Here is a 13,993-nt window from a genome sequence, read left to right as displayed (position 1 = left end):
GCGTGACCCGGGGTGAGGTGGTGCGCGCACGTGCGCGAGTGGACCTCGGCTGGGGCGAGGTCTCCTACGTCACCTGGGAGCCGGACGTCGCCTCGGACGCCCCACCCGTCGTGCTGCTTCACGGAGGCGGGCTGGACAACGCGCTGCTCTCGTGGGAACCGTTGGGGGCGGCGCTGGCCGCCGCCGGTCATCGCGTCGTCGCGCCCGACCACCCGGGCTTCGGGCACAGCGCCCTGCCGCCGTGGCGTGTCAGCCAGGAGCGGCTCGTCGCCTACGTCGGGGAATTCCTCGATGCGCTCGGACTGGGCAGCGTCGTGCTGGGTGGCATCTCGATGGGTGGGGGCATGTCGCTCGGGTACGCGCTCGATCACCCCGACCGCGTGGCCGGCCTGCTGCTCTTCGGCACCTACGGGCTGGCCGACCGCCAGACGAGCGGGCTCTGGGCGAGGCCGACGCACTGGCTCAGCTGGGCGCTGGTGCGCACCGGGGCGCTCGGGGCCCTGACGGGTGCCTATCTCGGCCATCGCCGGCTGCTGGTCAGCAGCCTGCGCGGCATCGTGCGCAACCCTGCGGAACTCACGTCCGAGCTCGTCGACGCGGTGGTCGTCGAGGCGTCGCGCCCGGACGCCTTCGCCGCGTTCGGGCAGTGGCAGCGCGACCAGGTTTTGTTGAGCCGCATGCGCACCAACTACACCCCGCGGCTCGCGGAGATCGGCGCCCCGGTGCTGCTGGTGCACGGCGAGCGCGACTCCGGCGTGCCGCTGGCCAGCATCCGTGACGCCGCTGGCCGCCTACCCGACGCAACATTGCTGGTCGTGGTCGGTGCGGGACACTGGGTGCAGCGAGACCGGCCCGACATCGTCATCCCGGCCGTTGCGGGATTCCTCCGGGGTGGTCGGTCGTAGGCTGATCGCATGGCCAGGATCCTGTTCGGGTGCGTGCCGGCGTACGGCGTCATCAATCCCTCCTTCCCGCTGGTCAAGGCGTTGGTGGAGGCGGGCCACGACGTGGACTACTTCGTGCCCGAGTCGTTCCGCCCCGCGGTGGAGAAGATCGGCGCGACGCCGATCCCGTGGGGCTTCTACCTGGACGGGCCGATCACGCGGCCGCAGCAGATCGCGCGCTTTGGGCGACGCATGTTCAGCGACCAGGACGCCGGCCTGCGTGCCCTGGGTCCGCGGTACGACGCGGTGGTCGCCGCCGGCATGCAGCCCACCTTGCCCGAGCTGCAGGACGCGCTCGACGTGCCCGTTCTGTTCTGCTCGCCGATGTTCTTCCAGAGCCCGCGTGTGATCGCCCACCTCGCCGACATCGGCGAGGGGCTGCCCGCGATGGCGCGCAGGATGATGCGCAGCCGTCGGCAACGCTCACTGTTGGGTGCGGCGTTCGGCCTCGCGATGCTGGGGCGTCCGGCGGGGGACATCATCGCGATGATGGGGCCCCGCTCGCGCACCTTGAACATCACCCCCGCCAGTCGGCTTTACCAGCCGTGCGCCGAGGAGTTCTCTGATGCCACGTGCGTGTTCATGGGGCCGACGCCGACACTCGCGTCCTCCGAGGCCGTCCTGGATTCGTTCCCGCTCGACCGCGTCCGCGCGCACGAGGGGCCGGTCGTGTACGGCACGCTCGGGACAGTCTTCAACACATGGACGCCCTTCTTCCGCATCTTGGCGGACGCCTTCGCCGGAAGCGACGTCCTGCTGGTGCTGACCACGGGGAACGAGGCGAACCGGGCCGCGGTGGGGCCGGTCGCCGACAATGTGATCCTGTCCTCATTCGTGCCACAGGCAGAGGTTCTCGAGCGGGCGGACGTCTGTTTCACCCATGGCGGCTTCGGCAGCGCCACGGACGCCATCGCCCTCGGTGCCACGCCGATCCTGACCCCCATGGGTGCCGACCAGTTCTTCAACGCCTACCGGCTCAGCGAACTCGATGCCGGCCGAGTCCTACCCAAGGGTGAATTCACGGTCGAGGCCGTCCGGGCCATCTACGAGGACGTGCGCCACGACGGCCGGCTGGCCGCCGGTACCGCTGCGCTGCGGGAGTCGTTCGCGGAAGCGGAGGGGCCGGCGGGGGTGGCTCGTCGCATCGGGGACCTCATCGCGGCGTCCTGATCTCGGATGGACCGTTGACGGGGGCGAATCGCCAGCGGTCTGGACACGCGGCCACCATGTTCGAACCTCTGTACGAAAAATGTCAGAGGGGCGTGGTTGGCTGGTTCCATGAGCGAGATGGTGGCGGGGATGGTGGGGCCCGAGCCCTGCACGGAGCGGGCCGAAGGGGACGTCTTCGATGACTTGGCCCTGGTGGTCGCGCGGCAGAAGTCGGACGCCGCCCGCCGGCTCGCGCTGATCGTCCAGGCCTGCGACGAACATGACGTGGTCGAGGATGATCTCCGCGACGACGATGCCGCCCCCGATGCGGCCTTGGGTTGGGAGGGCGCCGAGAGGTGGGTCCGCGTGGGTGCCGACGGGACGCCGTGGGTGGCCGAGTTCCTCACCGTGGAGCTGGCCGGCCTGCTCGGGTGCACCGTCCTGGGGGCTCGGGCCCGGATCGCCGAGGCGTTGAACCTGCGGCACCGTCACCCGCGGCTGTGGGAGGCCGTCCAGGCGGTGCGGGTCGAGGCGTGGCAGGCGCAGCAGGTGGTCACCGAGTGCCTGCGGGCCGGGCTGGGCGCCCAGGAGTGTCTCCAGGTGGACGACTGGTTGGTCGACGGCATCGACCTGCTCGGGTGGCCGCGGGCGCGGCGGCTGTTGAAGGGCCTCATCGTCCGGGTCGATCCGGTGCTCGCCGCGGAGCGTGTCGCGGCGCGGCGCCAGCAGCGTGGCGTCTGGGTGTCGACGATCGAGGAGGGGCAGGTGTCGGTCGAGGGCCGGCTGGACGCGGTGGACGGCCTCGCGCTCGAGGCCCAGGTGTCCCGTATCGCGACGTTGCTGGCTGGCGAGGCCAGGGCGGCGGGTGAGAACCCGGAGCCACTCCAGCACCGCCGCGCCCGCGCGCTGGCCATGCTGGCCGTCCCGCATCTGGCGGCGGCCTACCTGGAGGATCACGGGCAGCCGACCTCAGCGCTGGAGGAGGTGCTGGCGCCCGTGCCCCGGATCGACCCCGACAAGCTCCTCCCCCAGGTGAAACTCCATCTCCACCTGCACGCCGACGACGTGTCCCGGGCGGATGCCGACGGCGTCGTGCCCGCCGGGAGCGGCGTCGTGCGCATCGAGCGGCACGGCCCGGTGGACATCGACTCGCTGCACCACGTGCTGCGGGGCAGCGTCGTGAAGGTGCAACCGCTGATCGACCTGAATGCGCCGCCGGTCACGGACGCCTACGAGGTGCCCACCAGGCTCCGCGAACACGTCATCGCCCGCAACCCCTACGACCTGATGCCGTGGTCGGCGACCGAGTCGCGCCGATGCGACCTCGACCACACCGTGGCCTTCGACCACCGCGACCGCGTCGGGCGCCACCAGACCCGCGCCGACAACCTCGGCCCCCTCGCCCGCACCGCCCACCGGGCCAAGACCCACGCGGGCCACCGCTGGGAGCAGCTGAGACCCGGGGTCTTCTGGTTCACCAGCGAAGCCGGCTTCCAGTACCTCGTGACACCCCAGGGCACCACGCCGATGGGGCGGGATCCGGGCGCCGCGCGGTCCGCACCACCCGAACTGGCACAGGCAGCGGGGGAGCGTCGGCGTCCGGTGACCCCGATGCGGGAGGGGCCGGCGCGCCCGCAGCCGGGCTGGAATGACCCGCCACCCTTCTGAGTGTTCCGCCCACGTGCGCGAAATGCGCGCCGCCTGTCGATTCGGGCACCTCTCGTGCGTCATGGTGGTGAGGTCGCACCAGCGGCCCGAGAAGGAGGAGCGATGAAGTACGTGGTCTTGCTGATGGCCGACGGTGACGAGAAGCCGTGGGGGGAGCAGACGGATGCCGAACAGGCCGCATCCATGCAGAAGTTCGAGGACTTCGGTGCCGCGTGTGACCATCGTCGCCGGTGAGGCGTTGGGCGCTGCTGACACCGCAACGGTCATGCGTACCCGCGGTGGGGCCGTCACCCTGACGGACGGGCCGTTCGCCGAGGCCATCGAGGGTCTGGGTGGTTTCTACCTCGTGGACGCCCCCGACCTGGACACCCTGACCGAGGTCCTCCGCGCCCTGCCGGCCTACGACATCCAGATCCAGCCGGTGGTGGACCCCTACGAGTGAGACCCCGGCCGGCCAGCTCGGGGCGGTGGTGCGCGACGACTGGGGGCGCCTGTTGTCCCTGCTCGTCGCGCGCTTCCACCGCCTCGATCTCGCCGAGGACGCCCTTGCCGACGCCGTCGAGGCGGCGGCCAGGGCGTGGCCGCGCGACGGCGTACCCACGAACGGCGCGGGGTGGCTGTACACGGCGGCGCGGCGTCGGGCGCTCGACAGGCTCCGGGCTGAGGCTGTGCATCGGCGCGTCGAGCCGTCCCTCGCCGTCCCGGTGCCCTCCGAGGATCCGGCCGACCTCGGCGATCCAGGGCGGGTGGACGACGAACTCCTCCGGCTCGTGCTCCTGTGCGCGCACCCCGCACTCGACCCGGCCGGCGCCTCCGCGCTCACGCTTCGGCTCGTCCTGGGCGTGGGGACGGCCGACATCGCGCGCCTCTTCCTCGTCCCCCAGGCCACGATGGCCGCCCGCCTCACCCGGGCCAAACGCAAGATCGTCGCGGCCGGTCTACCGTTCACGCTTCCGGGGGCCGGCGTCCTTCCTGAGCGCCTGGACGCGGTGGCCCGCACCGCCTATTTGGCGTTCACGGCCGGATATTCACCGGGCGAGGGTCCCGACGCGCAGCGGGCCGAGCTCGCCGGTGAGGCCGTCCGTCTGGTCCGGCTGGTGCGTCGGCTCGTACCCGGCGAGGCGGTTCTCGAGGCGCTGCTCGCCCTCATGCTGCTCCAGCACTCGCGCCGGGACGCCCGCGTCGACGCTGCCGGCGCGCTGGTGGTGTTGGCCGAGCAGGATCGGGCTCGTTGGCGTCATGACGAGATCGCCGAGGGGCTCACCCTGCTGAGTTCGACCGTGCTGGCGCAACCCCTGTCCGGCCTGGCCGCGTCATACACCCTGCAGGCTGCCATCGCCCGCGAGCACGCCCTCGCCCTCGATCCCACCACCACGCGGTGGGACGTCGTCGTCCGGCTGTATGACGCGCTCCTCGAGATCGACCCTTCGCCGGCCGCCGCGCTGGCCCGCGCCGTCGCCGTCGCGGAGGACGCCGGGCCCGCGGCCGGCCTGGCGGCGCTGCGCGGCGTGCACCTCCCGAACAGCCATCGCATGGCCGTCGTGCGAGCCGAACTGCTGGCCCGGACGGGGGATGTGGTCGCGGCACGGGCGTCCTATGACGAGGCGCTCGCCGCCTGCCCGAACGACACCGAACGCGAACATCTGCGAAAACGACGCGCCCTGCTCGGGTAGACCTGCCGCGGTCTCGACCGAACCGTCACGCGTGGCGGTGGATGTGCTCCGACTGCCGGATGAGCAGGGCCTGGAAGGGGAGCCGACCCCACGCAACGAGCCGCCACTTCAACGGCCGGTTGCGCCAGTCCCACGCCATCTTCAGGTTGCCGGGGAAGACGCCGAGGTACAGCAGGGTGGCCAGGCGTCCGCCCAGGCGCCGGGTCTGCGGGGCGGCGAGCAGCCCGGCCACGGCCAGTTCGGCGACGCCGGAGCCGTAGGTCCAGGCCCGGGCCGTGCCCGGGAGGGCCTCGGGGATGAGGCCGTCGAAGGGCTTGGGCTTGACGAAGTGCAGCACACCCATGCCGGCGAGAAAGCCGGCCTTGACGAGGGCCGAAATCGTGGCCTTGCGGTGCTCGCTCATGCGCGGGCCTCGGTGATCGCGATCATGCCCCCAGCACACCACCGCGTCCCGCCCGCGGTCCAGTCGGGGTGAGCGCCCATGGCGTTTCCAGGCGACGGCTGCGAGGGTGGGGGCATGGATGTTCAGGAGTTGACCGCACGCGAGTTCCAGGCGGCGGACGGCACCGCCGACTGGCGGGTGATCGGCCGGGACGCGCAGGCCTGGTTCGCCACGCCCTCGCACGCCGCGGGGGCGGCGATGATCCGCCGCATCGCTGAGTCGGGTGCCGCGCTGGACGCCGACCTCCGCGCCCGCGGTGTCCGGGTGCGGTTGCCCCGCCCGGGTGCCCGCTTCACCGGGCACGAGCTGGAGTTGGCGCGCACCGTGTCGTCCGCGGCCGCCACCCTCGGCCTGAGCGCTGAAACCGACGGACTGCAGCTGGTGCAGATCGGCATCGACTCCCAGGACGCCTCCGCCGTGCTGCCGTTCTGGGCAGAGGTGCTGGGCCACCACCGGGAGGGCGACGCGGTGCTGCGGGATCCGGGGCGCCGGCTGGCCTCGGTCTGGTTCCAGGAGCAGGACGCGCCGCGCCCCCTCCGGAACAGGGTCCACCTCGACATGGTCACCGCGACCGAGACCGCTCGGGCGGCGCTGGACGCCGTGCCCGGACACGGTGGGGAGGTGCGCCAGCACAACGACTTCTACGCCACCGTTGCGGATGCGGACGGCAACGAGGCCGACCTGCTGCCGCTGAGTGAGGGAGCCGACCGCTGGCCGGGCGCGGACGCCGAGGACTGGCGCCTGGTGTTTGCCGCGGTGGCCAGCTATCCGACCAGGGGCGTCGAGCAGACGCTTGACCTCGCCGACGCGGCGGCCCACCTGGCCGATGAGGCCGGGGTGGCCTTGGGCATCGACGCGGTGGACATTCCGGCCGTCCGGCGGTTCTGGGCCGCCGCGCTCGGCTACGTCGAGGATCCGCGGCAGGGGGTGACCGACCTGGTCCACCCCCACCAGCTGACGATGCCGTTCTTCCTGCAGGAGCTCGACCCCGACGACCGCGAGCGGCGTGCCCAGCGGAACCGGATCCACGTGGACGTCTTCGTCCCCGACGACCTCGCACCGGCCCGCGTCGATGCCGCCCTGGCGGCCGGCGGGAGCATCACGTACGACGCCGAGGCGCCGGCCTGGTGGACGCTGGTCGATCCCGAGGGCAACGAGGTCTGCATCGCCGTCTCACCGGGACGCGAGGAACGCTGGGGCGAGTAGTGGCAGCCCGCGGTCCCCTTGCCGCGCCGCGGTGGGCCGTGCGGCGGGCAGGGCAACCGGGAGATGACCGGGCCGTGTTCCGCCCTCACCGCTGCATGTCGACGAAGCGGCTCAGCGCGCCCTGGAACGCCACGGGCAGGGTGGTGGTGGCGCCGTTGCGGTGCTTGGCGATGATGAAGTCGGCCTCGCCCTGGCGGGGGGACTCCTTGTCGTAGGCGTCCTCGCGGTGCAGCAGGATGACGACGTCGGCATCCTGCTCGAGCGAACCGGATTCACGCAGGTCGGACAGCATCGGGCGCTTGTCGGTCCGCGCCTCGGGGCCACGGTTGAGCTGCGACAGCGCCACGACAGGCACTTCCAGCTCCTTGGCGAGCAACTTGATCTGCCGGCTGAACTCCGAAACCTCGAGCTGGCGGCTCTCGACCTTCTTGCCCGACGTCATGAGCTGCATGTAGTCGATGATGATGAGCTTGAGGTCGTGCTTCTGCTTGAGCCGCCGCGCCTTGGCGCGGATCTCCATCATCGTCAGGTTGGGGGAGTCGTCGATGAACAGCGGCGCCCGCGAGATCTGCGCCGTCTTGCCCGCGATGCGGCTCCAGTACTCCTCGCTCATCTCGCCCTTGCGGATGTGCCCGAGCGGCACACCCGACTCGGCCGCCATGAGGCGCATCACGATCTCCGACTTCGTCATCTCCAGGCTGAAGAAGACGCTCGTCAGGCCGTGCTTGATGGACGCCGCGCGCGCGAAGTCGAGCCCCAACGTCGACTTGCCCATACCGGGGCGCGCCGCGACGATCACCATCTGGCCCGCGTGGAGGCCGTTGGTCAGCTGGTCGAGGTCGATGAAGCCCGTCGGCACCCCCGCCATCACGCCGTGCTGGGCGAGCGACTCGATCTCGTCCAGGGTGAGCTCCACCAGCTCGCTCAGCGGCTGGTAGTCCTCCGCCGTGCGGTTCTCGGCCACGTCGTAGATCGCCTGCTGCGCCCGGTCGACGATGCCGTTCACATCGCCCTCGGCGGCGTACCCCATCTGAGAGATTTTCATCGAGGCGTCCACGAGCCGCCGCAGGATCGCCTTATCGCGCACGATCTCGGCGTAGTAGGTGGCGTTCGCCGTCACCGACACCGCCGACACCAGCTCGTGCAGGTAGATGTGCCCACCGATCTGGTTCAGGTGGCCGCCCTTGCCCAGGTTGTCGGCCACCGTGATGGCGTCCACCGGCTCGCCGCGGCCGTACTGGTCCATGATCGCGTCGTAGATGAGCTCGTGCGCGAGGCGGTAGAAGTCACGCCCCTTCACCAGCTCGGTGACCTCACCGATCGCGTCCTTGCTGAGCAGCATCGCCCCCAGCACCGACTGTTCGGCCGCCATGTCCTGCGGCGGCGTCCGATCACCCGCAGCGCCCCCCCGATCGAACGGGACGACGCTCGCCCCCGACCACTGGCCCTGCAGGTTGTCGACCGACACTCCTCTTCCTTCCCTCACGACCGTGACGCTAGGGGCCGCCTCTGACAAAACTGGCGAGCGGACCCGGTCATGGCACCGTAGGCCCCCGCCGAGCCCTCGCCAAACGCACCCACCGGGCGCCAGTGTGGACAACCTGTGGATGGCTGTGGAGCCACGCGGGGGCGGCTGTGTACGACACGCCGTCGTCGTTGGGGATTGAGAAGTTTAGAACCTGCCGAAACCCTCCTGACAAGGTTCGATGCTCTCCACCGCTGTGGGTTGACGCGGTGAGCGGGAGGTATCCGCATGGTGAACACAGCGGTCTCGGGCGTGGGCGGTGGGCCCGGGCGGCGCCGCGTCACCCCCAGCTTTTCCACAGGGCGGGCCCTCCGGGTGTCGAGTACAGTCCCACTGGGATTTTGCCCGGTGCGGGCGGCCCGCAAGTGGCCGCTGGGTACCCCCACGGGGTATCATTGCCGAGGGAGGGGACGAGATGAGCGAAGAGACGATGCAGATGGCCGTGACCGGCGGGCACGAGAGCTGCGGCCACGAGGCCGGGCACCACCACGGTTACATCACCGCGCGCGAGAACTATCTGCGCCGGCTGCGTCGCATCGAGGGCCAGGCCCGCGGCCTGCAGCGCATGGTGGAGGAGGAGAAGTACTGCATCGACATCCTCACCCAGATCTCCGCCATGACGAAGGCGCTCGAGTCGGTCGGGCTCGAACTCCTCGATGACCACATGAATCACTGCGTCCTGGCCGCCGCCCGATCCGGCGACGACGCCGAGGCACAGGCCAAGATCCGCGAGGCGTCCGAGGCGATCAAGCGTCTCGTCCGCAGCTGACACCACCACGCCGAACAATCCGAACACGAAGGAGCACAGACATGGTCGATCTCACCATCAAGGACGCGAACGCCACCGGCGGGGGCTGCGGCTGCGGCTGCGGCGACCACGCCGCCCCGAAGGACGCCGCCCAGGCCACCTGCACCTGTGGTGCCGACTGCGGCTGCGGTTGCCAAGAGGGCAAGGCCTGCACGTGCGGTGAGCAGAAGGGCGCGCAGGTGGGCGTCAAGGAATCCGAGCAGTCGGCCCCGCTGGCCGGCGCCGCGTCCGGTGACGCGGCCGAGTCGAGCAACGCGGCCACCTACACCGTCTCCGGCATGACCTGCGAGCACTGCGTGAAGGCCGTCACCGAGGAGGTCTCCTCGATCGACGGCGTCACCGGCGTGACGGTCGACCTGGAGTCCGGACGCCTCGAGGTCACCTCCGACGCCCCGGTCGACTTCGACCGCATCGTCGAGGCCGTCGCCGAGGCCGGCGACTACACCGTCGCCTGAGCCCCAACCTCAAACCGGCACCACCCACTTTGGCCAGGAGCCCCGCGTCCGCGTGAGCCCACGCGGGGTCTCCTGACGACCCAAGGAGACCTCGTGTACACCGACACCGACACGGCCCCCGTGGCCGATGCGCGCGCGTCCGTCGAGCTCGACATCCTCGGCATGACGTGCGCGTCCTGCGCCGCGCGCATCGAGAAGAAGCTGAATCGGCTCGACGGGGTGAGCGCCAGCGTGAACTACGCCACCGAGCGCGCCCACATCCTCACCACCGATGCCGACGTCGAGCGGCTCGTGGGGGTCGTCCGCGCCACGGGCTACGACGCCGCCGTGCCCGACCCGGTCGCCGAGGAGCCCGACCGCGTCACCCCGCTGCGCCGCGACCTCGTGCTCGCCGCCGTGCTCACCGTGCCCGTGATCGCCCTCGCGATGGTGCCCGCCTGGCAGTTCCCGGGCTGGACGTGGCTCTCGCTCGTGCTCGCCACCCCCGTCTACGCGTGGTGCGGACGCCGCTTCCACCGCTCGGCCCTCGTGAACGCCCGTCACGGCGCCACGACGATGGACACCCTGGTCTCCCTCGGCACGACTGCGGGCTACCTCTACTCGGTGTGGGCCCTGTTCTTCACCCACGCCGGCGACTGGCACTACCAGCACCCCTTCAGCCTCGCCCTCGGCCGGGGTGACGGCGCCGCCGTCTACTTCGAGGCCGTCACCGGCATCACCACGTTCCTGCTCGCCGGGCGCTGGTTCGAGGCCCGCGCCCGCACCCAGGCCTCGGACGCCCTCCGCGCGCTCCTCACGCTGGGCGCGGCGGAGGCCACTGTGCTGCGCGACGGCGTCGAGCACCGGGTGGGCGTCGACGCGCTGGCGGTCGGCGACGTGTTCGTCGTCCGACCCGGGGAGAAGATCGCGACCGACGGCGTCGTGGTGGACGGGGCGTCCGCCGTCGACGAGTCGATGGTGACGGGGGAGTCGCTGCCGGTCGACAAGGCCCCCGAGGACGCCGTGATCGGCGCCACCCTCAACGCCAACGGACGCCTGCTCGTGCGCGCCACCCGCGTGGGGGCCGACACCGAGCTGGCCCGCATGGCCCGCCTCGTCGAGGACGCCCAGACGCGCAAGGCCCCGGTGCAGGCCGTGGTCGACCGCATCTCCGGGGTCTTCGTCCCCGTCGTGCTCGCGATCGCCGCAATCACCCTCGTCGGCTGGCTGCTCGCCGGGGAGACGCTCCTGTTCGCCGCCACCGCCGCCGTCGCGGTGCTCATCATCGCCTGCCCCTGCGCGCTCGGCCTCGCGACGCCCACGGCCCTGCTCGTCGGCACCGGCCGCGGCGCGAAGCTCGGCATTCTCATCGGCGGCCCCGACGTGCTCGGGCGCGCCCGCCGCATCGACGCCGTCGTGCTCGACAAGACCGGCACGCTCACCCGCGGCGACCTGAGCCTCGCCGCCGTCCACGCCGTCCCCGGGGTGACCGAGCGCGAGGTGCTGCGGCTGGCCGGCGCGGCCGAGTCGCCGTCCGAGCACCCCATCGCCCGCGCCGTCGTGTCCGCCGCGCCCACGCCCCCGGCCACGCCGACGCTCTTCGCCAACGTGCCCGGCGAGGGCGTCCGGGCAAGCGTCGACGGCGAGATCGTCACCGTGGTGCGGCCCGACGTCGTCGACCTCGGCCCGCTCGCGGACGCCGTGGCCGCGGCCGAGGCGTCCGGCCAGACGGTCGTGGTCGTGACGCGCGATGGCACCCCGATCGGCGCCCTGGCGCTGGCCGACACCCTCAAGCCGACGTCGGCCGAGGCCGTCGCGCGGTTCCGCGAGCTGGGCCTCACCCCGGTGCTGCTCACCGGCGACAACGAGCGCGCCGCCCGCGCGGTGGCCGACGAGGTGGGCATCGAGCGGGTGGTCGCCGGCGTCCGCCCCGAGGGCAAGGTGCGCGTGGTGAGCGACCTGCAGGCGTCCGGGCTGAAGGTCGCCATGGTGGGTGACGGCGTCAACGACGCCGCGGCCCTGGCGGCGGCCGATCTCGGCGTCGCGCTCGGCACGGGCACCGACGCCGCCAAGGAGGCCGCCGGCATCACGCTCATGCGCGGCGACCTGCTGCTCGCCGTCGATGCGATCCGCCTCTCGCGGGCCACGCTGCGCACCATCACCACCAACCTGTTCTGGGCGTTCGCGTACAACGTCGCCGCGCTGCCGCTCGCGGCGTTCGGTTGGCTCACCCCGATGATCGCTGGCGCCGCCATGGCGTTCTCTAGCGTGTTCGTGGTGGGCAACAGCCTGCTGCTGCGCCGGTTCCGCGGTCTAGGCTCGCGCCCGTGACTTTCGGCCTCGCGCACCACGACCCCTCGCCCCTGTACGTCTCCGACCCCCACCCGGCGCTGGGTGACACCGTGGCGCTGCGCGTCCGCGTGCCCGACGCCCACCCCCTCGAGCGGCTCCACCTGCGGTACCTGCTCGACGGCGAGGGCACCTTCGTCGAGGCCCACCCGGCGCAGCAGGGCGACGGCGAGACGTGGTGGAGCGCCCAGGTCGTCATGACCAACCCGACGCTGCAGTACCGCTGGTTCCTCGATGGTCCGCTCCACCCCGGGGGTGCGTGGCTGAACGGCACCGGCGTCCACGCGCGCGACGTGCCCGACGTGGCCGACTTCCGCCTCATCACCGCCGCGCCCCCGGCGTGGGTGGAGGACGCGGTCGTCTACCAGGTCTTCTGCGATCGCTTCGCCCGCAGCGCGGACGCCGACGCCCGCCCCCTGCCCGGCTGGGCCCTGCCCGCCGCCTGGGACGACCCGCTGCGCACCTACGCGCAGCGCCAGCAGTTCCAGCTCTACGGCGGCGACCTCGACGGCGTCGCCGAGCACCTCGACCACCTCGTCTCGCTCGGCGTCACCGTGCTCTACCTCACGCCGTTCTTCCCCGCCGAGTCGAACCACCGCTACAACGCGACGAGCTTCGACGAGGTGGACCCCCTCCTGGGCGGCGACGCGGCGCTGACCCGTCTGATCGACGCCGCCCACGCGCGCGGCATCCGCGTGATCGGCGACTTCACGCCCAACCACACCGGCAGCGGCCACGGTTGGTTCCGCACCGGACGCGACGACCCCGCCAGCGCCGAGCGCGGCTTCTACACGTGGGACGCCGACGGCCCCGGCTACGCCTCGTGGCTGGGGTTCGCCTCGCTGCCGAAGCTGAACCACGCGTCGGCCGAGCTCACCGAGCGGCTGACCGGGCCCGACGGCGTCCTGCGCCGCTGGCTGCGCGCCGGCCTCGACGGCTGGCGCATCGACGTGGCGAACATGACCGGTCGGCTCGGCGCCGTCGACGACAACCGCGCCGTCGCCCACCGCATCCGGGAGGCGGTGGACGCCGAGGGCGACCGCTGGCTCGTCGCCGAGCACTTCTACGACCTGCACCACGACGTGGACGGCTTCACCTGGCACGGCGCGATGAACTACACGGGCTTTTCGCGCCCGGCGTGGGCCTGGCTTGAGCAGCCCGACAGCGCCGAGGAGGACGCCCACTTCGCGGTCACCGCGCGCATCCCGGCGGTGGACGGGCCGGGCCTGGTCGCGGTGCACCGCGATTTCACCGCCCAGGTGCCCTGGAGCGTCACGACCGCCTCGTTCAACATCGTCGGCTCCCACGACACGGGCCGCATCCGCTGGCGCGTGGGCGACCACCGTGGCCGGGTGCTCGCGGCGCTCGGCCTGGCCCACACGCTGCCCGGCGCGCCGATGCTGTACTACGGCGACGAGATCGGGCTGACCGGCTCGACCGGCGAGTACGGCCGCCGCCCGTTCCCCTGGCAGGCGCCCCAGACCTGGGACCATGACCTCCTCGCGGCCGTCCGGCGGCTCGGCGCGCTGCGCCACGAGCTGCCCGCCCTGCGCCGCGGCGGCCTGCGGTGGATCGGGGCCGTGGCGGACGCCGTCGCGTTCGTCCGCGAGGCGCCCGAGGGGTCGGTACTGGTGCTGGTCGCCCGCGACTCCGCCGCGCCGATCGAGGTGGACGCCGCCCTGCTGCCCGGCGTGGCGTCCGGTCGAGCCGTGCTCGGCGAGGGGATCACCGTGGCCGACGGCCGCGTCAGCCTGCGCGCGCACGAGGCCGGCGTCGCCGTCTGGGCCTGGTGAGG

12 protein-coding genes and 1 pseudogene are annotated in these 13,993 nt (G+C 72.2%); 11 read left to right on the top strand and 2 right to left on the bottom strand.

The features are described 5' to 3' along the window. The first annotated feature begins 2 nt into the window (after positions 1 to 2). The 6 genes from PCC79_RS14815 (at position 3) to PCC79_RS14790 (ending at position 5,434) form a co-directional block, all read left to right on the top strand. Complete coding sequence (locus PCC79_RS14815; RefSeq protein WP_342372271.1) at positions 3 to 905, top strand: alpha/beta hydrolase; 903 nt, start codon at positions 3 to 5, stop codon at positions 903 to 905. 9 nt (positions 906 to 914) lie between these two features. After that, positions 915 to 2,114 carry a nucleotide disphospho-sugar-binding domain-containing protein gene (locus tag PCC79_RS14810; protein ID WP_342372270.1) on the top strand — a complete coding sequence of 400 codons (1,200 nt, stop codon included), beginning with the start codon at positions 915 to 917 and terminating at the stop codon, positions 2,112 to 2,114. A 108-nt stretch (positions 2,115 to 2,222) separates the two neighbouring features. After that, entirely contained in the window at positions 2,223 to 3,761 is a 1,539-nt protein-coding gene (locus PCC79_RS14805; RefSeq protein WP_342372269.1) for a DUF222 domain-containing protein, read from the top strand. Between the two features lie 102 nt (positions 3,762 to 3,863). Continuing rightward, positions 3,864 to 3,995: a hypothetical protein gene (locus tag PCC79_RS14800; RefSeq protein WP_342372268.1), complete on the top strand. Its 132-nt coding sequence runs from the start codon at positions 3,864 to 3,866 to the stop codon at positions 3,993 to 3,995. Continuing rightward, positions 3,976 to 4,203 carry a YciI family protein gene (locus PCC79_RS14795; protein ID WP_342372267.1) on the top strand — a complete coding sequence of 76 codons (228 nt, stop codon included), beginning with the start codon at positions 3,976 to 3,978 and terminating at the stop codon, positions 4,201 to 4,203. The genes PCC79_RS14800 and PCC79_RS14795 overlap by 20 nt, the downstream gene beginning before the upstream one ends. A 28-nt stretch (positions 4,204 to 4,231) precedes the next feature. Then, the gene (locus PCC79_RS14790) at positions 4,232 to 5,434 is read left to right on the top strand and encodes an RNA polymerase sigma factor (RefSeq protein WP_342372266.1); all 1,203 of its coding nucleotides are present in this window, start codon (positions 4,232 to 4,234) and stop codon (positions 5,432 to 5,434) included. A gap of 25 nt (positions 5,435 to 5,459) precedes the next feature. On the opposite strand, the gene PCC79_RS14785 is transcribed toward PCC79_RS14790, so the two are convergent. Continuing rightward, complete coding sequence (locus tag PCC79_RS14785; protein ID WP_342372265.1) at positions 5,460 to 5,837, bottom strand: hypothetical protein; 378 nt, start codon at positions 5,835 to 5,837, stop codon at positions 5,460 to 5,462. Between the two features lie 114 nt (positions 5,838 to 5,951). On the opposite strand from PCC79_RS14785, the gene PCC79_RS14780 reads away from it, so the two are divergent. Further along, entirely contained in the window at positions 5,952 to 7,082 is a 1,131-nt protein-coding gene (locus PCC79_RS14780; RefSeq protein WP_342372264.1) for a VOC family protein, read from the top strand. A gap of 85 nt (positions 7,083 to 7,167) precedes the next feature. Here PCC79_RS14780 and dnaB read toward each other — a convergent pair whose 3' ends face one another. Next, positions 7,168 to 8,454: a replicative DNA helicase gene (gene dnaB, locus PCC79_RS14775; RefSeq protein ID WP_342373633.1), complete on the bottom strand. Its 1,287-nt coding sequence runs from the start codon at positions 8,452 to 8,454 to the stop codon at positions 7,168 to 7,170. Positions 8,455 to 9,043: 589 nt separating this feature from the next. Between dnaB and PCC79_RS14770 the strand changes: the two genes are divergently transcribed. The 4 genes and pseudogenes from PCC79_RS14770 to PCC79_RS14755 all read left to right on the top strand — a co-directional run bounded on the left by PCC79_RS14770 (position 9,044) and on the right by PCC79_RS14755 (position 13,991). Then, on the top strand, positions 9,044 to 9,376 hold the full coding sequence (locus tag PCC79_RS14770; protein WP_232547466.1) for a metal-sensitive transcriptional regulator: 333 nt from the start codon (positions 9,044 to 9,046) through the stop codon (positions 9,374 to 9,376). Between the two features lie 251 nt (positions 9,377 to 9,627). Beyond that, positions 9,628 to 9,867, top strand: a pseudogene (locus PCC79_RS14765) (heavy-metal-associated domain-containing protein); the annotation flags it as partial. Between the two features lie 96 nt (positions 9,868 to 9,963). Beyond that, positions 9,964 to 12,180, top strand: a complete 2,217-nt coding sequence (locus PCC79_RS14760) for a heavy metal translocating P-type ATPase (protein ID WP_425325641.1) — start codon at positions 9,964 to 9,966, stop codon at positions 12,178 to 12,180. Next, positions 12,177 to 13,991, top strand: coding sequence for a glycoside hydrolase family 13 protein (locus PCC79_RS14755; protein ID WP_342372263.1), 1,815 nt, complete (start codon positions 12,177 to 12,179; stop codon positions 13,989 to 13,991). The genes PCC79_RS14760 and PCC79_RS14755 overlap by 4 nt, the downstream gene beginning before the upstream one ends. The last annotated feature ends 2 nt before the right edge of the window (positions 13,992 to 13,993 follow it).

The organism is Propioniciclava soli, assembly GCF_038502305.1.
Taxonomy (GTDB): Bacteria; Actinomycetota; Actinomycetes; order Propionibacteriales; family Propionibacteriaceae; genus Propioniciclava; species Propioniciclava soli.
The sequence above is the reverse complement of the archived record's forward strand: the minus strand, read 5'-3'. Positions and strand labels throughout refer to the sequence as shown.